21 protein-coding genes are annotated in these 20,225 nt (G+C 67.3%); 8 read left to right on the forward strand and 13 right to left on the reverse strand.

What is annotated here, in order from left to right:
- The first annotated feature begins 206 nt into the window (after nucleotides 1-206).
- A complete protein-coding gene (locus tag JZ791_RS44680; protein WP_254205131.1) occupies nucleotides 207-539 on the forward strand; it encodes a hypothetical protein in 333 nt (110 codons plus the stop codon).
- Nucleotides 540-557: 18 nt separating this feature from the next.
- On the opposite strand, the gene JZ791_RS02905 is transcribed toward JZ791_RS44680, so the two are convergent.
- Complete coding sequence (locus JZ791_RS02905) at nucleotides 558-1,070, reverse strand: DUF6328 family protein (RefSeq protein WP_216892549.1); 513 nt, start codon at nucleotides 1,068-1,070, stop codon at nucleotides 558-560.
- Nucleotides 1,071-1,274: 204 nt separating this feature from the next.
- Between JZ791_RS02905 and JZ791_RS02910 the strand changes: the two genes are divergently transcribed.
- Both JZ791_RS02910 and JZ791_RS02915 read left to right on the forward strand, forming a co-directional pair.
- Nucleotides 1,275-1,466, forward strand: a complete 192-nt coding sequence (locus JZ791_RS02910; RefSeq protein WP_216892550.1) for a DUF2795 domain-containing protein — start codon at nucleotides 1,275-1,277, stop codon at nucleotides 1,464-1,466.
- A gap of 103 nt (nucleotides 1,467-1,569) precedes the next feature.
- Nucleotides 1,570-3,633 carry a catalase gene (locus tag JZ791_RS02915; RefSeq protein WP_216892551.1) on the forward strand — a complete coding sequence of 688 codons (2,064 nt, stop codon included), beginning with the start codon at nucleotides 1,570-1,572 and terminating at the stop codon, nucleotides 3,631-3,633.
- Between the two features lie 22 nt (nucleotides 3,634-3,655).
- Here JZ791_RS02915 and JZ791_RS02920 read toward each other — a convergent pair whose 3' ends face one another.
- On the reverse strand, nucleotides 3,656-4,426 hold the full coding sequence (locus tag JZ791_RS02920; protein ID WP_216892552.1) for a maleylpyruvate isomerase N-terminal domain-containing protein: 771 nt from the start codon (nucleotides 4,424-4,426) through the stop codon (nucleotides 3,656-3,658).
- Between the two features lie 122 nt (nucleotides 4,427-4,548).
- Between JZ791_RS02920 and JZ791_RS02925 the strand changes: the two genes are divergently transcribed.
- The 4 genes from JZ791_RS02925 (at nucleotide 4,549) to JZ791_RS02940 (ending at nucleotide 7,924) form a co-directional block, all read left to right on the forward strand.
- Nucleotides 4,549-4,875 carry a plasmid stabilization protein gene (locus JZ791_RS02925; protein WP_216892553.1) on the forward strand — a complete coding sequence of 109 codons (327 nt, stop codon included), beginning with the start codon at nucleotides 4,549-4,551 and terminating at the stop codon, nucleotides 4,873-4,875.
- A 183-nt stretch (nucleotides 4,876-5,058) separates the two neighbouring features.
- Nucleotides 5,059-5,853, forward strand: a complete 795-nt coding sequence (locus JZ791_RS02930) for an enoyl-CoA hydratase-related protein (protein WP_216892554.1) — start codon at nucleotides 5,059-5,061, stop codon at nucleotides 5,851-5,853.
- Between the two features lies 1 nt (nucleotide 5,854).
- The gene (locus JZ791_RS02935; protein WP_216892555.1) at nucleotides 5,855-6,991 is read left to right on the forward strand and encodes an acyl-CoA dehydrogenase family protein; all 1,137 of its coding nucleotides are present in this window, start codon (nucleotides 5,855-5,857) and stop codon (nucleotides 6,989-6,991) included.
- 36 nt (nucleotides 6,992-7,027) lie between these two features.
- Nucleotides 7,028-7,924, forward strand: a complete 897-nt coding sequence (locus JZ791_RS02940) for an SDR family oxidoreductase (protein WP_216892556.1) — start codon at nucleotides 7,028-7,030, stop codon at nucleotides 7,922-7,924.
- Nucleotides 7,925-7,929: 5 nt separating this feature from the next.
- On the opposite strand, the gene JZ791_RS02945 is transcribed toward JZ791_RS02940, so the two are convergent.
- From JZ791_RS02945 to JZ791_RS02970, 6 genes are all read right to left on the reverse strand, one after another.
- The gene (locus JZ791_RS02945; protein WP_216892557.1) at nucleotides 7,930-9,450 is read right to left on the reverse strand and encodes an MFS transporter; all 1,521 of its coding nucleotides are present in this window, start codon (nucleotides 9,448-9,450) and stop codon (nucleotides 7,930-7,932) included.
- A 140-nt stretch (nucleotides 9,451-9,590) separates the two neighbouring features.
- Nucleotides 9,591-10,613: an Rv3169 family protein gene (locus JZ791_RS02950; protein WP_216892558.1), complete on the reverse strand. Its 1,023-nt coding sequence runs from the start codon at nucleotides 10,611-10,613 to the stop codon at nucleotides 9,591-9,593.
- Nucleotides 10,614-10,627: 14 nt separating this feature from the next.
- On the reverse strand, nucleotides 10,628-11,674 hold the full coding sequence (locus tag JZ791_RS02955; protein WP_216892559.1) for a phosphotransferase family protein: 1,047 nt from the start codon (nucleotides 11,672-11,674) through the stop codon (nucleotides 10,628-10,630).
- Between the two features lie 7 nt (nucleotides 11,675-11,681).
- Entirely contained in the window at nucleotides 11,682-12,494 is an 813-nt protein-coding gene (locus tag JZ791_RS02960) for an enoyl-CoA hydratase/isomerase family protein (RefSeq protein WP_216892560.1), read from the reverse strand.
- Nucleotides 12,495-12,521: 27 nt separating this feature from the next.
- Nucleotides 12,522-13,331, reverse strand: a complete 810-nt coding sequence (locus JZ791_RS02965; protein WP_216892561.1) for an enoyl-CoA hydratase/isomerase family protein — start codon at nucleotides 13,329-13,331, stop codon at nucleotides 12,522-12,524.
- 39 nt (nucleotides 13,332-13,370) lie between these two features.
- The gene (locus JZ791_RS02970; protein WP_216892562.1) at nucleotides 13,371-14,153 is read right to left on the reverse strand and encodes an enoyl-CoA hydratase/isomerase family protein; all 783 of its coding nucleotides are present in this window, start codon (nucleotides 14,151-14,153) and stop codon (nucleotides 13,371-13,373) included.
- A gap of 182 nt (nucleotides 14,154-14,335) precedes the next feature.
- Between JZ791_RS02970 and JZ791_RS02975 the strand changes: the two genes are divergently transcribed.
- Nucleotides 14,336-15,052, forward strand: a complete 717-nt coding sequence (locus tag JZ791_RS02975) for a FadR/GntR family transcriptional regulator (protein WP_254205132.1) — start codon at nucleotides 14,336-14,338, stop codon at nucleotides 15,050-15,052.
- A gap of 28 nt (nucleotides 15,053-15,080) precedes the next feature.
- On the opposite strand, the gene JZ791_RS02980 is transcribed toward JZ791_RS02975, so the two are convergent.
- From JZ791_RS02980 to JZ791_RS03000, 5 genes are read right to left on the reverse strand one after another with little or no spacing between them, the layout of a single operon-like run.
- Nucleotides 15,081-16,130 carry an LLM class flavin-dependent oxidoreductase gene (locus JZ791_RS02980; protein ID WP_216892564.1) on the reverse strand — a complete coding sequence of 350 codons (1,050 nt, stop codon included), beginning with the start codon at nucleotides 16,128-16,130 and terminating at the stop codon, nucleotides 15,081-15,083.
- A gap of 22 nt (nucleotides 16,131-16,152) precedes the next feature.
- Nucleotides 16,153-17,001, reverse strand: coding sequence for a 1,4-dihydroxy-2-naphthoyl-CoA synthase (menB, locus tag JZ791_RS02985; protein ID WP_216892565.1), 849 nt, complete (start codon nucleotides 16,999-17,001; stop codon nucleotides 16,153-16,155).
- 2 nt (nucleotides 17,002-17,003) lie between these two features.
- Nucleotides 17,004-17,762 carry an SDR family NAD(P)-dependent oxidoreductase gene (locus JZ791_RS02990; protein WP_216892566.1) on the reverse strand — a complete coding sequence of 253 codons (759 nt, stop codon included), beginning with the start codon at nucleotides 17,760-17,762 and terminating at the stop codon, nucleotides 17,004-17,006.
- Nucleotides 17,763-17,796: 34 nt separating this feature from the next.
- A complete protein-coding gene (locus JZ791_RS02995; protein ID WP_216892567.1) occupies nucleotides 17,797-19,026 on the reverse strand; it encodes an acetyl-CoA hydrolase/transferase family protein in 1,230 nt (409 codons plus the stop codon).
- Entirely contained in the window at nucleotides 19,026-20,225 is a 1,200-nt protein-coding gene (locus tag JZ791_RS03000) for a thiolase family protein (protein WP_216892568.1), read from the reverse strand. The genes JZ791_RS02995 and JZ791_RS03000 overlap by 1 nt, the downstream gene beginning before the upstream one ends.

The raw sequence follows: 20,225 nt of genomic DNA on the forward strand, positions 1-20,225 counted from the left end.
TCAGTTTGTGCGCACTCGCATTTTCCCTGTGCATATCCAGTTTTATTTCACTTCCCGCGGCATCGGCAGCCCCCATAACCGATTACGGCGGAGGCTGCGTTCTGGACAACAATAATCGCGCAGTGACCGTCGATTCACTGAGATTTCGCTGCTCCGACCGCCAACAGGACGCGATTTTCCACGACGCGCAACGCGGAGCGGTCCCGATGGGTGTGAAAAACGGCTGGGTGGTCCGGCCGCGCGATATGCAGGCGCCGACCTCGGGCCTGTGGATCGGCAAGACCTTCTATACGGGCCCCGACGGCGGATACCTGATGAACCGCTTCACCGGCGCCGGAATAGAGGGCATCCGCGCCGACGTCTACACCGCCCCCGCGATCCTGGATGGCAAACCGACCTGGGCACTGAACTACGCCCAGTCCCCAACCCCGCAAACCTACGACGAAATTCGCGAAATAACCCCGGGCGTCTGGTTCGGTTATTCCTGGCAGCGCGGCGCCACCCCACCGACGATCCAGCTCACGTTCGCCCTCGCCTGATCGGTGCACTCCCCCCAATTATCGCCGCAGACGCTGCCACCAGGGATGAACGACCCATACCCCGATGAACAGCGCGGCGACCACCGCGCCCGCGCAGCACGCGACCGTCGTGCCGATCACGGTATCGAAGATCAGGACGGCCACTCCGGTCAGCGCCACCCCCAGCAGCAACAGTCCGGCCAGCGCGAAATGATGCGCCGTCCGCACCACCCTGGCCAGCCGATGGTGGCGGAACAACACTCGATGCGCGGCCACGGGAGCGGTGAGCAGAACCGTCGCGGTGATCGATGCGGACACGACCACGAGATAGAGGTCCCGCATCGCGGCCGACAGGTCCGTGAACCTCGCCTGGAACGGCAACGTCAGCAGAAATCCGGTCAGCAGCTGCACCCCCGTCTGTACTACCCGCAACTCCTGCAACAAGCTGGATAAATTGCGATCCAACTGCTCCGCCTCGGTCTCCCCCCGTGCCTGGCGATCCCACGACCGATCTTCCCCATCACGTGCACCTGCGGCGGGGTCACCATCCATGACACTCTCCTCTCGTACCGGGACGATCTACCCGTCCCGCCATGGGTTGACACACCGGTTCGAGGCAGCCCGTCCCCACCGCCAAGCCCTATCCGAACGCTGACCCGAGAGTGCTGTTTGCACGCTGTGTCGGGTGGTATCGCGTAGAAACACCCGCGAGAACACCCGCGAGCGAAGGAAGTCGAAAGTCGAGGAACGCGGACGATGAGTCAGATCAACCCGATTCAAGTACGGAGATGCTTACACGGTGCCGATTATCCCGCTGACCGCGAGGATCTGGTGCGTGTGGCCCGGAGCAACGGCGCGGACGCGGCCGTGATCAGTGAGCTCGAGCAGATTCCCGATCATCTGTACCGCGGCCCGGACGCGGTGAGCCAGGCCGTGACTCACCGGTGAGCAGGCGGTCCCCGGCGTACGGCACCGACTGTTTACCGGCGTGGGCGGCGGGTAGGCGCGCCCTATCCGAAAGGTTCGACCACACCGGACAGGAGACGACCGTATGACCGACGGCATCGCAGGTGAACAGGGACACGGCGGAGAGACTCACCAGCAGGCATCGGGTGACGACGTACGCCTCACCACGCAGCAGGGTGTGGTGGTCGCGGACGATCAGAACACCCTGCGAGCCGGGGAGCGTGGTCCGGCGCTGCTGGAGGATTTCCATTTTCGGGAGAAGCTTTTCCATTTCGATCATGAGCGGATCCCCGAGCGTGTGGTGCACGCTCGCGGCTTCGGCGCGCACGGTTACTTCGAGAACGACGCGGCGCTGGACGATCTGACGATCGCCGACCCGTTTCGGGAGGCGGGCCGCAGGACCGAGGTGTTCGTGCGGTTCTCCACGGTCGCGGGGAACAAGGGGTCTGCCGATCTCGCGCGTGACGTTCGCGGATTCGCCGTGAAAATGTATACCGGGGAAGGAAATTGGGATCTGGTCGGCAACAATATGCCGGTCTTCTTCATTCAGGATGCCATGAAGTTCCCGGACGTGGTCCATGCGGCCAAGGAGGAACCGGACCGCGGTTTTCCGCAGGCGCAGACCGCGCACGACAATTTCTGGGATTTCGTCTCGCTGACCCCCGAATCGACCCACATGCTGCTGTGGATCATGTCCGACCGTGCCATTCCCCGTTCGTTCCGGTTCATGGAGGGTTTCGGCGTCCACACCTTCCGGCTGGTGAACGCCGAGGGCCGCTCGACCTTCGTCAAGTTCCACTGGAAGCCGAAACAGGGCATGCAGTCGGTGGTGTGGAACGAGGCGGTGAAGATCAACGGCGCCGATCCTGACTTCCACCGCCGTGATCTGTGGGACGCCATCCAGGCGGGCGACTTCCCCGAATGGGAACTCGGGATGCAGCTGTTCGACGAGGACTTCGCCGACCGGTTCGCCTTCGACATCCTCGATCCGACGAAGTTCGTGCCGGAGGAGGAGGTGCCGGTGCGCCGGGTCGGCACGCTGGTGCTCGATCGGGTGGTCGACAATTTCTTCGCCGAGACCGAGCAGGTCGCTTTCTGCACGCAGAACATCATCCCGGGTATCGACTTCACGAACGATCCGCTGTTGCAGGGCAGGAACTTCTCCTATCTGGATACGCAACTCAAACGCCTCGGCAGCCCGAACTTCACCCGGCTACCGGTGAACGCGCCGAAATGTCCGTTCGCGACATTTCAGCAGGACGGTCACATGGCGACGGCGAATCCGGCGAACCGGGTCAATTACGAGCCCAACTCCTGGCCCTCGGAGATCAAAGGCCCACGCGAAGATCCGGAACGGGGTTTCCAGACCGTCCCGGAGGACGTTTCGGGCCCCAAGCGCCGGCTGCGTCCGGAGAGTTTCGCCGACCATTACAGCCAGGCCCGTCAATTCTTCGCCAGTCAGACCGAAGTCGAGCAGCAACACATCATCGACGCGTTCGTGTTCGAGTTGAGCAAGTGTGAGCGTGTGGAGGTTCGCGCGCGCGTCGTCGCGGCATTGCGCAATGTGGACGACACGCTCGCCGGGTCCGTGGCCGACGGCCTCGGGCTGCCGGCACTTCCCGACCCCGCACCCTGCGCCCGCGAACCCCGCACCGACCTGCCGCAATCGCCCGCCCTGAGCATCCTGCGCAACGGCCCGCGGACGTTCGCGGGCCGCAAGATCGGCGTGCTCGTCACCGACGGTGTGGACGCGAACCTGCTGTCGCAGTTGCGAGACGCCATCCGCGAGGAGGGGGCGGTGATCGAGATCATCGCCGCGAAGGTCGGCGGCGTCGTCGCGGACGACGGAAATCACATCGAGGCCGATCAGAAGATCGATGGCGCACCGTCGGTGATCTACGACGCCGTGGCCGTCCTCGCGACCGACAAGGCCGCCGCCCAACTGGCCGCACTCCCCCCGGCCCGCGACTTCGTCAGCGACGCCTACGCCCACTGCAAGTTCATCGCGCACCGCGGCGCCGACGCGCTGTTCACCGCCGCAGGGGTAACCGGCGAGCATGACGCGGGCATCATCGACCTGGCCGGCGACAGCTCGCCCGCCGATTTCGTCGTCCGGTGCCGCGATATCCGGTACTGGGCCCGTTCATAAGGCCCCGAGAACAGCGCACGCCTCAGTAGCCCGAGAGCAGCAGCCGTAAGCTGCGCAGCTCCTCGGGCTCGGCGTCGCTGTGCCATCTGTTCGGATTGGCCGGGCGGCGGCCCCAGAGCAGCAGTGCCCGGGTCGCGGCGTCGCTCTCGATCGTGGCGGCCCCCTCCTGCGAGGCGAATCCTATGTCGGTGCTCTCGGCACCCGCCGTGACGACGATGTCGTCCGTGCCGGACACGCGCAGCCTGCCGCGAATCACATGCCGATCGTCCAGCGGCAGATGGGCGGCGCCGCGGGCGAGCAGCGGACGGCCGACCTGCAGCACGCTGTGGCGGGTCATCCACGGCTCGCTGAGGGCCTGCTGCGCGGTGGAATCGTCGCCGGTCACGTCCCATCGGTGCAGAATCAGCTCCTCCCGCATGTGCTCGGCGAAGAACGGCACCGTGACCGTGCGTCCTGTCCATTCGATCTCGGTGTCCTGCTCCGCGGTGCTTTCGGCCTCGGCGCAGACTTCGGCGAGTTCGGTACAGCGATCGAGGAAGGCCGACCACAGCTCGAGATCACCCATCGCCCGGTAGGGCGTCTCCCGCTCCTCGAACCGCCGCGTCGGCACCGGCCGCCCGGACAGGTGCGCCGAGAGCACGCGCGCCAACTCCTCGGCATTGCCGGCCTGGTGGATGACGATGTCCCGCACGGTCCACGCCTCGCACCACGACCCGGCCCGCGGGTCTCGCGCCCGCACCGCATTGGCGAACGCGTCCAGCTCGGGCAGCACATCGGTGGCTATCTCCCTCATATCGCGCGACTGCCCGATCCGGTCCATCGCAAACAAATCGGAGTGTGGACCGCCGCCGAGCGGGTATGGCGGCCATAGCTCCGGACCCGAACCCGGGCCCACCCCGACAGGAGGTATCTCTCATGCCCAAGGCGTGGACCGACAAACAGGAACGCGAATACGAGCACATCCGCGACTCGGAGAAGTCCCGAGGCGCGAGCGCCACCCGGGCGAAGGAGATCGCCGCGCGCACGGTGAACAAGAACCGCGCCCAGTCCGGCCAGGCACGCACGGCCAGCCGCTCCTCGGTCCAGGACATGTCACCACAGCGGCGAGGCGGGCAGCGCTCCCATTCGGGCGCGCAGGGGCCCACCTACGAGCAGCTGTACAACGAAGCGCGCCAACGCAAGATCGACGGCCGCTCCAAGATGAACAAGTCCCAGCTGGCCCACGCCCTGGGCCGGGACTGACCCGGAAAGTCGACACATCGCACTTCGGCCACCCGCTGACTCCTCGGCGGGTGGCCGAGCTGTTTCCCGGCCCGCCGGCGTCGCCCTTGCATGTAGATCGCGGTTAAATATACTATTGTGCAAATGGTCAGTCCAAAGACCATCTGAACCCGAACTCATCACCCGGAAGGACACTGGAGTCTGATGACCGAATTCACCGACATCACGTTCGAGATCGACAACGGGCTGGCATGGATCACGATCAACCGCCCGGAGCGCTACAACGCCTTCCGCGCGCAGACGGTCGATGAACTGGTCATGGCCTTCAAGCGCGCGTGGGCCAGCAGCGAGGTCGGGGTCATCGCCCTGACCGGCGCCGGCGACAAGGCGTTCTGCGCGGGCGGCGACCAGAAGCAGCGCATGGAGACCGGCGACTACGGCCCGTCCGCGAGCGGGCTGTTCGAGGTCGAGGCCCTGCACCGGGTGATCCGCGACGCACCCAAGCCCGTCATCGCGGCCGTCAACGGCCTCGCGATCGGCGGCGGCCACGTGCTGCACGTGCTCTGCGACCTCACGATCGCCGCCGACACCGCCCAGTTCGGGCAGAACGGCCCGCGCGTCGGCTCCTTCGACGCCGGCCTGGGCTCGGGCTACCTGGCCCGCGTCGTCGGGGAGAAGCGGGCCCGCGAGATCTGGTTCATGCTGCGCCGGCTGTCCGCGCAGGAGGCGCTGGAGTGGGGCCTGGTGAACAAGGTCGTTCCCGCCGCCGATCTGAAGGCCGAGGTGCGCGCCTGGGCCGATCAGATGCTCGACTTCTCGCCGACGGCCCTCAAGGTGCTCAAGCAGTCGATGAACACCGACACCGAGCACTTCGTCAGCATCGGCACCATGGCGTACTCCACCCTGGCGATGTTCGGCGAGACCCCGGAGGCGCAGGAAGGGATCAACGCCTTCAACGAGAAGCGCAAGCCCGACTTCACACCGTTCCGGGGTAAGTGAGGTGCAGTTCTCAACCGAACAGCGCGAGTTCGCGGCGGCGATCACCGAGTATTGCCACCGCCATCTCGCGACTGTCGCACAGCGCGACGCGGTCACCGAGGGCGGAACCCTGTCCAACAGCCCCCAGGTGCTGGCCGATATGGCCCGCAACGGATGGCTGGGAGTTTCGCTCCCGGAGCAATTCGGCGGCGGCGGAGCGGGATTCGTCGACGAGTGCATCTTCCTGGAGGAGGCCGCTCGCGGCCTCGCGCCCATCACCGGGTACTCCACCGGTCTGACCGCGGCGCAGACCTATATGCGCTGGGGCACCGACGACCAGAAGAAGACGATCGTCGCGAATCTCACAGCCGGGCGCCTCGAGGCGATCGCGCTGAGCGAACCCGGCGCGGGCTCCGATCTCGCCGGCCTGCGGGTCAGCTCCCGCCTCGACGGCGAGCGCTATCTGATCAACGGCCAGAAGACCTGGATCTCCGCGGCGCATGTGGCCGAACACATCCTGGTGCTGACCCGTGAGGACAATTCCGGCAGCAAGCATCAGGGCATGACGCTGCTCATGGTGCCGACCGACGCCCCCGGCCTCACCATTCGCGCCATCCAGACGATGGAGCCGCACACCTGCAACGACGTATTCTTCAGCGACGTCGAGGTCCCGGTGTCGGCAGTGGTGGGCGAGCCGCGCAACGCCTGGAAACAGCTCATGCGCGGCCTGTCCATCGAGCGCCTGATCATCGCCGCGATGAGCATCGGCGGCGCGCGCCGCGCACTGGACGACGCGGTCGCGTACGCGCGGGAACGTGAGCAGTTCGGTCGCCCGATCTCCTCGTTCCAGGCCCTTCGCCATCGCCTCGCCGATCTGGCCACCGACATCGAGCTGGCGCGCACGTTCGTCTACGACGTGGCGACCAAGATCGACGCGGGGTTGGAGGACGACCTCGCCCGCGAGAGCGCGATGGCCAAGATGCGATGCACCGAGACCGCCAAACACGCGACCCTCGAGGCGATGCAGATGATGGGCGGCTACGGCTATGCCCGGGAATACGGTATGGAAGGCCAGGTGCGTCGCGCCCTCGCGCCGCCGATCTACGGCGGTACCAACGAAATTCAGCGCGAGATCATCGCCAAGCACATCGGCCTGTAGACCGCCGGAACCACCCTTCGAGTGACGAGGTACATGATGACCGATACGGCCTTCGCGCCGACGCTGTTGTCCGGCAAGCGAATCCTGATCACGGGCGGCGGCACCGGACTCGGCCGCGGCGTGGCGCGGCACCTTGTCGACCACGGCGCCGAGGTGCACCTGTGGGGCCGGCGTGAGGCGGTCCTGGCCGAGGCCGCGCAGGAGGCCTCCGCCTCCCGGCCCGGATCGGTGCACTACCACTCCGTCGACGTCCGGGACTACGAGAACGTCGATGAGACGATGGGTCGGATCTGGGCCGAGCACGGTCCGCTGACCGGCGTGGTCAACAACGCGGCCGCCAACTTCATCGCCCAGACGAAAGACTTGAGCCCCAGGGCATTTCAGGCGATCACGAGCACGGTGATGAACGGCTCGTTCCACACCACCCACGCGGCGGGCAAACGCTGGATCGCCGACGGTCTACCCGGAAGCGTCCTGTCGACACTGACCACGTGGGTGTGGACGGGATCCGCGTTCGTCGTCCCGTCCGCCATGGCGAAGGCCGCGGTGCATTCGATGACCATGTCCCTGGCCGTGGAATGGGCCAAGTACGGGATTCGGCTCAATGCGCTTGCCCCCGGGCCCATCCCGACCGACTACGCGTGGGAGATGCTCAACCCGACCGACAAGTCATCGGTCGGCGCGACCCAGGCCGACCAGATCCCCGCCGGACGCACCGGGACCATCGAAGAACTGGCGAACCTGACGATGTTCCTGCTGTCGGACGCCTGCGACTACCTGACCGGCCAGACCATCGCCATGGATGGCGGGCAGATGCTGGCCGGACCGGGCACCTTCGCCGGTCTGACCACTCTCACCGACGCCGACTGGCAGCAGATCAGGGAGACCAGCAAGGCCGCCTCCGAGTCGAGCAAGGCCCAGCGAACCGTGTGAGCCCATCAGCGCTCACCACTCGAGGGAGGGTGCGCATCCACGAGATGCGCACCCTCCCTGTCTGTTTCAGGGCCAGCGGCCGGCCACATCAGTACCAGGACTATCGCCGCGCAGGCCAGCAGCAGCGCCGCGCAGAACATCATGGCGGTGCTCACCCCGTACAGGAAGCCGGTCCGCGACGCCGTCCCCGATCCGCCCGCCTGGACGATGACACCGAGCAGTGCGACGCCCAGGGTGCTGCCGATCTTGCGGCAGGTGTTGTGGACGGCGGAGGCGACACCGCTGAAATCGGCCGAGACGCTGGACACCGCGGCGTTGCTCATCGCGGAACTCATCAGCCCGACTCCGATGCCGAACACCGCGATTCGCCATTCCACCTGTATCACCGACGCGTCGTCCGACAGCAGCGCCAACACCAGGCAGCCCAGTCCGGACACGACCAGACCGCCGACCAGCACGACGCGGATGCCGAAGCGGGCGGCCAGCCGTCCGGCGAACGGGGCGAGCCCGGCCATCAGGCACGTCATCGGCAGGAACAGCAGCCCGGAGACCAGCGCCGAGCGGTGCTGGTAATGCTGGAAGTAGAGGTTGTAGTAGAAGATGATCCCGGTCTGGGTGAGGAAGTAGACCAGGCCGGCCACGTTGGCGGCGATGAATCCGCGGGCCCGCCACAGGTGCAGGGGCATCATCGGCACCCGGCCGCGGCGTGCGGTCCGCGCTTGGAGCACGCAGAACAGTACGGCTCCCCCTGCGGCGACCACGAAACAGACGATGATCCGTGGCGAGGTCCAACCATAGGCGCTCACCTCGATCAAGCCGTAGACCAGCGCGATCAGCCAGACCACGCTCACCGCGCCGCCCAGCAGGTCGACCGGCGCGGCCGCGGCGGGGCGACCGTGCCGGGACTCGGGCAGCGCGCGGTAGCCCAGCGCCAGGGCGACCAACGCGAGCAGTAGGGACAGCAAGAAAGCGGCCCGCCAGTCGGCGATGGCGATCAGCACACCGCCCAGGACCGGACCTCCCGCCATGCCGAGGCTGGACACCCCGGCCCAGATCCCCACGGCACGGGCGCGAGCGCCCTTGTCCGGATACTCGTGGACCAGGACGGACAGGGTCTGCGGGAGCATGACCGCGACGCCGACAGCCTGAACCACCCGGGCCACGAGCAACATCGGCAGATTCAGCGAGACCGCGCACAGCAGTGACCCCAGCGCGAAAAGGGCGACGCCACAGAGAAAAGCGTTGCGACGGCCGATCCGGTTGCCGAGCGCACCACCGGGCAGCAGCAGGGCAGCGTAGCCGAGGGTGTAGATGTCACCCACCCACTGCAACCCGGTCAGTGAGGAGACGCCCACCGCCGCCCCGATCTGCGGCGTGATGATGTGCATCATCGACGTGTTGAGCATCGACAGCATCAGGCCGAGACACATGGCGATCAGGACGCGACCGCTGCCTCGGCCGTCGGTGCCCGGGTTTCGGGGCTCGCCCGTCCCCTCGTCGTGGTGCTGCGTCGTTGAGTGGTCCAAGGCTGTCTCCTTCATCATCGGCTCGCCGAGATTGTCATGCAATCCAGAAAGCCAGAAGGCAAGTATCACCTACAGAGACGCCAAAGAAGAAGCATATAGCCAATATTGTTTTACAATTTAGAGCAGATCCCGTGCGTTGATCACAGCGTCGGCTGGTACTGGTACCTACTGCTGCGCGTCAGGGCGAACTCGAAGATGCCCGATCCACGAATGGTGCCGAGGGTGAAGGTGCACAGCCGGTCGGTGAGGGCCGAGTCCAGGGAGCGTGGCGTTACCGAACCGTCGAGGGGGTAACGATCCGACTCGACGTGATCGACGCCGGACGAGACGCCGTGATGGCCGCCGTAGCCGGCCCCGGCCATATAGCCGCCACCCGCCCGGCCGTCGGCGTGCACCAGGTAGCGCTTCCCGTCGGCCGTTCGGACCTCGACGTCTCCCTCGACCAGGTCGAGGTCGGAGGTGAACACGAGCGCGTGCCGCACATCGGTGATCGCGTCCAGGCGGCCGTCCTCGTGCATGACGGCCCCCTCGAGCAGAAGCCTTTCGTGCGCACGGGTTTCGACGAGCAGGAAGCCGATCGAGAACCTCGGGAACTGCGCCTGATACCAGATGTGCAGCCCCTGGCCGCCGGACATCGTGCGCACGCCGCGAGAGCGATCCCGCTGCCCGTACCAGCCATCCGCGACGTACTGCCGGTCGTCGACGCGCAACGTGCCCTCGTACCAACCGGATTGGAAGAGGTGGTCGAACGAGGTGCGGACCGAGGAGGTATTGGTGACGGCGATCTCGCCGGACCACGCGGGCGTGCGAGCCCGCCAGGTCAGATCGAACTCGGCGCCGATCGGGTTGGGGCCCAGGTGAAGTCGCCACAGCTGGTTCGGCTCGACCGTTTCGAAGCGAAACGGGCCGGCGCCGTCGCGGTTCGTCGCGCTCAGCTGGGTGGAGAACCGCAGGTTGCGCTGCTGGTCCCCGTCGCTGACGACCACGAAGCCGTCCGCGGTGTCCTTGGGCGGGTAGATGCCGAAACCCATGATCACCGAGGGGGTTACGGCATCGATCGGATGCATGTTGAACATGAGCCGATCGAAGAAGCCGTCCGGGAGATCGCGGACCTCCGGCCCGACGAGCGGATCATGGAAGGCGGTGCCGGGCGTGATGGCCATCGAGAACTCCTTGATTACAGCCGGGCGGTGGAGTCGGCGGCCGCGATTCCGGCGACGCGTCGCGCATCGTCGAGGAACCGCCGGACCAACTCGGGATCGGAATAGTAGGGATCCCCGATCCCATCCAGAACGCGCCGGCGACTGTATTCGTACAGCACGGCCAGCTTCCACAACGACAGCGTCGTATACCACGCGAGGTTCCCGAGATCCTGGCCGGTACGGGCGCTGTAACGCTGTGCCAGTTCCTCTTTCGACGGATAGCCGTTCTCCAGCATCGCCGCGCCGAGCTCCGCGGTCGGGTTCATCGGCCGGCCGGGCTCGGGGATCGTCGCCATCAGATACCCCACGTCGAGCAGTGGATCGCCGATCGTGGCGAGCTCCCAGTCCAGCACCGCCGCGATGCGCCCCGGAGCGTCCGGTGCGAGCACGAGGTTGCCGATCCGGAAATCACAGTGCACGAGCGAGGCGCCCGACTCCGGCGGCGTGTTCGCCTCGAGCCAGGAGTCGACATCCGCGAACTCGGCCGGTGGATTGCCCTCGTCGTCGGCCACGAGCCGCCGCATCCGCCGCAGGTGTCTGGCGTTGAAGCCCGCCGGCCGTCCCATGTCGGCCAGACCCACAGCACGCCAATCGACTTCGTGCAGATCCGCCAGGGTGTCGATCAGGTCGTAGCCGATGGATCGCCGTTGGTGGACCGAGTCGAGCGGCGCGGGTGTGTGAGTGGTGACGACCGGTCCCGCGGCGAAGCTCATCACGTAGAACGGGACATCGAGCACCTCGCCCTCCGCCGCCACGGCGAGCACCCGCGGGACCGGCACCGCGGTGTCCCGCAGCGCCTTCAGCAGTGTCGCCTCCCGGAGCATGTCGTTGGCGCCCGGGGGAATCGGCGGCGGCGGCGGGCGGCGTACCACGACGCCGGTGCTGCCGTCGCTCACCAGGAACGTCAGGTTGGAGTGCCCGTCTCCGATGGCCTTGGTCGTGATCGGCCCCGACAGTATCTCGTGCGCGGCGAGGAACTCCCCCAGCGCCTTTCGCGTTTCGGCCGTCCAATCCCACGTCATCGCGGCCTCACCGGCCCGAGAACTGCGGCGGGCGCTTGGCTTTGAAGGCAGCGAGCGCTTCGGGCATGTCCTCGGTCCTCGTCAGCAGGGCCTGGCCGCGGTTCTCGAGTTCGAGAGCCGCTTCGTACGAGCCGATTTCGGTGTTGCGCTGAATGGCGCGCTTGGACATCCGCACGCCGCCGGGCGAGTTCTGCGCGATCACGCGTGCCATGGCGAGCGCCTCGTCGAGCAACCGGTCGGCCGGCACGACCTGGTTGACCAGGCCGATCCGCAACGCCTCCTCGGCCCCGACGATCCGTGCGGTGTAAGCGATCTCGGCCGCTCGCGCCGGACCGACGAGCCTGGACAGGTTGTAGGAGGTGCCCAGCTCACCGACCGACAGCCCGACCTTCACGAACGCCGCGCTCATCTTGAGAGTCGGTGCGGCCAGCCGAATGTCGGCGGCCAGCGCCAGCGCCATCCCGCCGCCCGTCGCGGCGCCGTGGACGGCGGCGATCACCGGAAACGGGAGATGGCGGATGGATTGGATGCCGCCCGTGGCGGTCTCCTGAAATCGCAGGAACTCCCGCACGCCCATCTCGGTGATCACCTGGATCTCGTCGAGGTCGAAGCCGGCGCAGAACGCACGCTCTCCGGCCCCTGTGAGGATGAGCGCGCGTAGACCGCTGTCGCGCAGCGCACGCCCCGCGGCCAGGTAGTCGTGGAACATCGCCACGGTCTGCGCGTTCATCCGGTCGGGCCGGTTGATGCGCAGGACGCCGACGCCGGGTTCGGCCTCTTCGAAGGTCAGGGTCTGTAGTTCGGGAAGGTTGATGCTCATGTCGTGGCCTCGTCTCGTCCAGCTCTGCTATTTGCCCTCGAAGACGGGCGCGCGCTTCTCTTTGAAGGCGTTCAGCGCCTCGATCATGTCCGGACTGCGGGTGAGCAGCGCCTGGCCGCGGTTCTCGAGTTCGATGGCCGCCGCGTAGGAGCCGACCTCGAGGTTGGCCTGCAACGCTCGTTTGGAAAGCTGCACGCCGCCCGGGGAATTCGCGACGATCTGTTTCGCGAGAGCCAGCGCGTCGGAGACGGCGTCGCCCGCGCCGACCGAGTTGACCAGGCCCAGCTCCACCGCCTCGGCGGCGCCGACTTTCCTTCCGGTGAAACAGATTTCACTGGTCTTCGCCGGTCCGATCAGCCGGGTCAGCAGCCAGGAGGTGCCCAGATCGCCCGCGGACAGCCCGATCCGCACGAACGCGGCGTTGAACACCGCGTTCGGCCCGGCCAGGCGGATATCGGCGGCGAGCGCCAGCGCCAGGCCGCCACCGGCGGCCGGTCCGTTCACCGCCGCGATCACCGGAACGCGCAGCGAGCGGATCGCGGTCAGTGCCCGTGCGGCGCGCTCCTGCTGATCCAGCATGCCCAGGGCGCCCAGGTTCGGCAGGTCGTCGGCGTCGGCCAGGTCGTACCCGGAGCAGAAGGCCTTGCCCGCGCCGGTGAGGATCACGACCCGGCAGGCGTCCTCGGTCTCGAGCCCCCACGCGAGCTGTTCGAGTTCGACGAACATCGTATTGGTCATCGCGTTGTACCGTTCGGGACGATTCAACGTGACCACCACGATGCCCGGCTCGACCTCCTCGGCCAGCAGGGTTTCGAACTTCTCTTCCAGGGTCTTCATCCGGAACTCCTCCAACGAGCGGACGACGGCGAACAGTGGCTAGCGGAACCGCGGCTTGCGCTTGCCGACGAAGGCGCTGATGCCCTCGGCCGCTTCGCCGTCTTCGAACAACGCTTGAATCTGCTCGACCTCGTATCGCGTCCCCTGCCCGAGCGGCAGGTCGAACGCCGCGTCCACCGTGCGGACCACCGCGAGCTGGGCGGGCAGCGAGGGGCCGAGGAGTTCGCGGGCGAACGCCAGCGCGGCCGCTGTCGCGTCGCCGTCGGTCAGCCGATCCACGAGGCCGATTCGGTACGCCTCGTCGGCGGCGACCTGCCGTGCGGTCAGCATGATGTCCAGCGCACGCCCCTTTCCGACCAGTCGCGGGAGCCGCTGGGTACCGCCGGCGCCGGGGATCAATCCCAGTTTGACCTCCGGCAGCCCGAACTTGCCGCCGGGCCCCGCCACCCGCAACGTGCACGCCATCGCGAGCTCCAGGCCGCCGCCCAGCGCCACACCGTCGACGGCGGCGATGGAAATCCAGGGCGCCGCGGCGAGTCGGTCGTTGACCTCGCGCATCTTGTCGCCGTAAGCGGTGAAGCTCGCCGCATCGATCGTCGAGAGGTGCTTGATGTCGGCGCCGGCGGCGAAGAAACCCGTCAGGGCGGATTCGAGCACCATGACCTTGACGTCGCCCGCCTTCTCGGCGGCGTCCATGGCGCGATGCATGCCCTCCAGCAGCGGGATCCCCAGCGCGTTGGCGGGCGGGCGGCGCATGGTCACCGCCACGACCCCCGGTTCGACCGCCTTCCAGGTGACCACATCCTGCGCCAGTTCTGCCACGTCGCCCTCCAACCATTTCTTTGGTAAGACCAAATTACACTTTAGCCGCCCCAGCTGCAAACTCGCATGGCAGGACTATTTGCTGATAGATTAGGTAAGACCAAATGCACAGAAAGCAGGTAACGATGCCCGAGTCGCCCTCGTCGAGCACTGTTGCGCGACACCCGGTTCAGTTACAGCCGATGCAGGTGCCCAAGGCGTCGGACGTCCTCGCGAACGACCTGCGCGAGCGCATCCTGCGCGGCGAGTTTCCCTCGGGCACGGCCCTGCCGCCCGAGCGCGAACTGGTCACCCAGACCCAGATGAGCCGCACGACCGTCCGCGAGGCACTGCGCATCCTCGAGGTGCAGGGCCTGATCGTCATCAAGACCGGCCGCTCCGGCGGCGCGTTCGTGCAGCAGCCCGGCGGCGCGGCCGTGGCCTCCTCGGCGACCCTGCTCATCCGTGGCCAGCAGTTGCGGCTGATCGACCTGCTGGAGACCCGCGAGGCCATCGAGCCCGCCTGCGCGGGCCTGGCGGCGAAGTACCGCACCGACGACGACATCGCCGTCCTCGACGCGGCCAACGCGACACTCGGCGATCTCGATATTCCGCTCGAACGATTCCTCCAGGCCAATGTGGACTGGCACCTCGCGGTCGCCGCCGCCAGCCACAACGAACTGCTGACGGGTTTCATGACCGCGCTGTCGAAGGCCATCTACAGCTCGACGGAGAACACCGCCTTCGTCGACGAGGAGGTCCGCACGACCACCTACCGGGCGCACAAGACGATCACCGATGCCATCCGCCTCGGCGACTCCGCGGCCGCCACGCGCCGCATGACCAAGCACGTCCACGGTTACGCCGAGGCCGTGGTGCAGGTCGAGAAGCGCACCGAGATCGAGATCGAGGAGTCCTGAAAAGCGGAGTCCTGAATTCGCCTACGCCTCATACCGATACCGGGCTCGCGAGGTGGATCCGCAAGCCCGACAGGATTTCGGTGTTGATCGCACGGGTCTCCTGATCGCTGAGTCCCCACGGCGGCGCGACCAGGTCGAGGTGGTCGAACCCCTCCGGGATCCGTGCCAGCGCCGCCGGAAAATCGGCCGGCGCGCAGGCGATCGCGATCGCGTCGATCATATCGTCCGTCACGGCGGCGATCAGGGCCTCGTCGTCACGCTCACGGGCCGCCTGACGGATCTTCTGCTGCTCGGCGCTCCAGCCGTGCAGCTCGAAGAGCCGGTCGTAGACACGAGAAGCCGCGTACTGACCGATGGCGTACGCCGCCTGACGCCGCGCCAGCTCGACGTCCTGGTTGATCGCGCACATCCGGATGCCCATGACGGTCACGTCGGCTGGATCACGACCGGAAACCGCCGCGCCGGCGGCGATTTCGTCCGCGACCGGCCCGCGGACGTAATCGGCCGTGTACATCGGATGGCCGACGAGTCCGTCGGCGAGTTCACCGGCGGTGCGCAGCATCAGCTTGTTCACCCCCGCGATCCAGAGCGGAATCTCCGGCCGGATCGGTTCCAGCACATCGGATGTCGGTGTGATGTGCACGTGGTAGAAGCGGCCGTCGTGGTGCACCGGCCCCTCGTGCAGGCGCCACAGCGCCTTGAGCACGGTGAGCAGTTCGGCCATCCGCGCGGCGGGCGCCTCGCCGGACACACCGTGCCAGGCCTCCATCATCTTCGGCGTGCCGTTGCCGAGTCCGAGAATGACCCTGCCACCGGACAATTCGTCCAGATCACGCGCCTCCGCCGCCCACATCAGCGGGCTGCGGCCCACACCGTAGGCGATATTCGAGCCGATCTGGATCGTGCGGGTACCCGCGGCCAGCGCCGCCATCGGCACGGTGGCCGAGCGGCTGTACAGCTCGCTCGTCCACACTGCCGCGCAACCGATCTCCTCGGCCTCCCGTGCCAGCTCGGTCATCGCCGCGAACCGTTCCGGTCCGCGGCCGACCCCGAATGCGTTGACTCCGAACGTCGTCATATCGCAGATCCTCCGGATGTAGTCAGGCTCGACGCGCGAACCGGTCGAACTCGGGCTTCCGCTTGGCCTTGAACGCCTCGCGGCCCTCCTTGGCCTCTTCGGTCGCGTAGAACAGCAGATTCGCGTCGTGCGCGAGCTGCTGGATACCGGCCAGGCCGTCCTCGGCCGCGTGAAAACTGGCCTTCATCAGGCGCAGCGCCATCGGTGACAGCTCCATCATGCGCCGGCACCACGCCAGGGTCTCCGATTCGAGGTCGGCGAGGGGAACCACGGTGTTGACCAGCCCCATCTCCAGCGCCTCGGCGGCGTCGTACTGCCGGCACAGGAACCAGATCTCCTTGGCCTTGCGCACACCGACCATGTCGGCCAGCAGCCCGGCGCCGAACCCGCCGTCGAAGGAACCGACCTTGGGGCCGACCTGTCCGAGACGAGCGTTGTCCGCGGCGATCGTGAGGTCACACACGATCTGCAGTACATGCCCGCCGCCGATCGCGTACCCGGCGACCATCGCCACGACCGGCTTCGGCAGCCGGCGGATCTGTACCTGCAAATCCGTGACGTGGAAGCGCCCGACCGCGTCGGGCCGGTCGGGGTCCGTGAGATATCCCGTATCGCCGCGCACACGCTGATCGCCGCCGGAGCAGAAGGCGCGATCGCCCTCGCCGGTCAGGACGATGACGCCGATCGAGGGATCCTCCCGGGCGTGCGTGAGCGCGTCGGAGATCTCGATCAACGTCTGCGGCCGGAAGGCGTTGTGCACCTGCGGGCGGCAGATCATGATCCTGGCGATGCCGTCCGCGGTCCGGGAGTAGTCGACGTCGTCGTATCGGCGGACGGTCGACCACTCCTGCGTGTCGTCTGTCACCGTCATCCCTATGCCATCGTCAGGCCGCCGCTGACCGACAGCGTCTGGCCGGTGATGTAACCGGTCTCGTCGGAGGCGAAGAACGCCACGGCCGCGGCGATGTCGGACGGCTGAGCCAGGCGCTTCATCGGCACCGCGCGCGTCATCCCGCCCAGCACCTTGTCGGCGTCCTGTCCGGAGTTGTCGGCGAACTTGCGCAGCGCGGGGGTGTCGGTGGGGCCGGGGCACACGGTGTTGACGGTGACGCCCTTGGTGGCGACCTCGCGGGCCAGGGTCTTGGTGAAGGCGATGATCCCGCCCTTGGCGCCCGAGTACACCGCCTCCAGCGACGATCCGACCCGTCCCGCGTCGGAGCCGATGTTGATCACCCGGCCGAAGCCGCGCTCGACCATGCCCGGTACGACGGTGTGGTTGACCCGCAACGCGCCCTTGAAGTTGATGTTCAGGATCTTGTCCCAGAACGCCTCGTCGGTCTCGAGGAACGTCATGAAGTCGTCCCAGCCGGCGTTGTTCACCGCGACGTCCACGGGACCGAGGCTCTCGGTGATCTGCGCGACGGCGGCCTGGACCGACTCGGTGTTCGTGACGTCGATCGGGACCGCGATCGCCTTGCCGCCGGCGGAGACGATCTCCTTGGCGGTCTGCTGCGCCACTTCGTGATTCAGGTCGGCGACGGCGACCTGGAAGCCCGCCGCGCCGAGCCTGCGCGAGATTCCCTCGCCGATCCCCTGGGCGCCGCCGGTGACCAGCGCGACACGATTACTCATGGTTGTCGTTTCCTTTCGATGACAGGGATTGGGGTCAAGAGGCGAGCTGTACGGCGTTCGCGAGTTCGTCGCGGAACTCCGGGGCCGCGACGGCGATCAACCGGCGGCGCCGTTCGCCGAGCGGCTGACCGCGCAGATGCGCGACGCCGTGTTCGGTTACGACGCAGTCGACGTCGGCGCGCGCGGTGGTCACGATCCCCTCGTCGAGGGTGAACTTGATGGACGAACGTCCGCGCACGGTCGAGCGCAGCGCGACGATCGAGCGCTTGCCGGTCAGCGCGGCCGCGCGAGCGAAATCCACCTGGCCGCCGACCGCGCCGAGGTAGGTGCCCCGGCTCATCTCCGCGCCGACCTGTCCGGTCAGGTCCACCTCGATCGCGAAGTTGACCGCGACCAGCGTGGAGAGCTGCGAAAGCACCTGCGGCGCATGGGTGTAGCTGGTCGGCCGGAACAGCACGGGCAGCCCCGCGACCCGGGCGTACAGCTCGGCCGACCCCAGTGCCGTTCCCGCCACCGCGAATCCGCGATCGAGTTGCTTGCGCTCGCCGGTGATCACTCCGGCGTCGATGAGCTCGAGGACGCCGTCGGTGATCATCCCGGTGTGCACGCCCAGATCGCGATGCCCCGACAGTGCGTCGAAGACGGCCGCGCCCATGGAGCCGATGCCGACCTGCAGCGTGTCACCGTCGTCCACCAGACTCGCGATGTGCGCGGCGATGAGGCGATCGACGTCACCGGCGGGGCGAAGGGCCTCCTGCTGTAGCGGCCGGTCGGTCTCGAGCGTCGCGGCGAAGCGGCTCAACGCAATTCGCGGTGAGCCCGGCACCACCGGCATCTGCTTGTTGATCTCGGCGAACAGCAGCGGGGTGTGACAGATCGCGTCGGCCATGTAGTCCACGCCGATTCCCAGCGAACACATTCCGTCCCGATCGGGCGGCGCGACCTGGAGCAGTCCGGCGTCGCACGGCAGCCGATGCTCGGCGAACATCCGGGGCAGCGCCGAGTAGTGGCAGGGCACGACCTCGAGCCGATCGGTGGCGCCCAGCTCCCGCAGGGCGCCGAGGCCACCGTAGGACACCATGATGTCGGTCGGCGACATCGACTGTGCCAGTTGGTCGTTCCAGCTCAAGCCGGTGAACAGGCGCAGAGATCCGAGTTCCGGCGCCTGCGCGAGCAACCGGTCGACCAGCGGGCGCGGCTCGGCGGCGGCCTGGCTCCACCAGACCCCCATACCCGCTCGCAGATGCTCGGCGAAGTCGAGCATCAGTCCACCCGCTCGATCAGCGTGCCCGTACCCAGACCGCCGCCGCAGCACATGGTCACCAGGCCGAGCCCGCTGTCCCGCCGCTCCATTTCGGCGAGGATCGTGGCGATCAGCCGAGCGCCCGTAGCGCCCACCGCATGGCCGAGGGCGATCGCTCCGCCGTTCACGTTGACCCGGTCCATATCGGGCTTCAGCTCGCGCTGCCACGCCAGCACGACCGAGGAGAACGCCTCGTTGACCTCGAACAGGTCGATGTCGTCGATCGTCAGATCGTTGCGCTCCAGCAGTTTTCGGGTCGCCGGGATCGGTCCGGTGAGCATGATGATCGGATCGACGCCGACGGTCGTCTGGTCGGCGATGCGGGCGCGCACGCGCAGGCCGTGGCGCTCGGCCGCCTCCCGGGTGCACAGCAGGACCGCGGCCGCGCTGTCGCAGATCGGGCTGGACGTGCCGGCGGTGATGCGGCCGTTCTCGGGACGGAAGACGGTCTTCAGTTTCCCGAGCGTCTCCAGCGACGTTCCCGGGCGGACCGTCTGGTCGCCGGTGCGAATCTCGCCGTCCAGTTCCATCCGCACCATCTCGTCGGCGAAACGACCGGCGGCGATGGCGTCGGCAGCGAGCGCGTGCGAGCGCACCGCGAATTCGTCCATCTCCGTGCGCGAGATATTCCATTGCTCGGCGATGAGTTCGGCGCTCTCGCCCTGAGTGACGAAGTCGTAGCGCTCGCGCAGCGCCGCGGGCCACGGGTCGCCGTACAGTTCACTGATCTTGGCCGGTGAATTCATCGGCACATGTCCCATATGTTCGACGCCGCCGGCGATCACGATGTCGTGCACGCCCGAGGACACCAGGGCCGCGGCGAAATTCACGGCGGTCTGGGCAGAGCCGCAGCGGCGATCCAGCGTGGTGGCCGGGACCTCCGCCGGATATCCGGCCTGCAACCACGCATTACGGCCGATATTGCGGGACTGCTCACCGAACGGGGCCGTGCATCCGATGACCAGATCCTCCACGACGCCGGGATCGATTCCCGCGCGGGCGATCAGGTCCTGGTAGCAGGCGGCCAGCATCGCGTTGGGATGGATATCCCGGAACCAACCCTTGTCCGGATGTGATTTTCCGATGGGCGTGCGTACCGCCTCGGCGATGACGACCTCTCGTCCGGAGGTGGCGAAGGGGCCGGTGACTCGTGCGCTCAT

The organism is Nocardia alni, from assembly GCF_019038435.1.
Classification (GTDB): Bacteria; Actinomycetota; Actinomycetes; order Mycobacteriales; family Mycobacteriaceae; genus Nocardia; species Nocardia alni.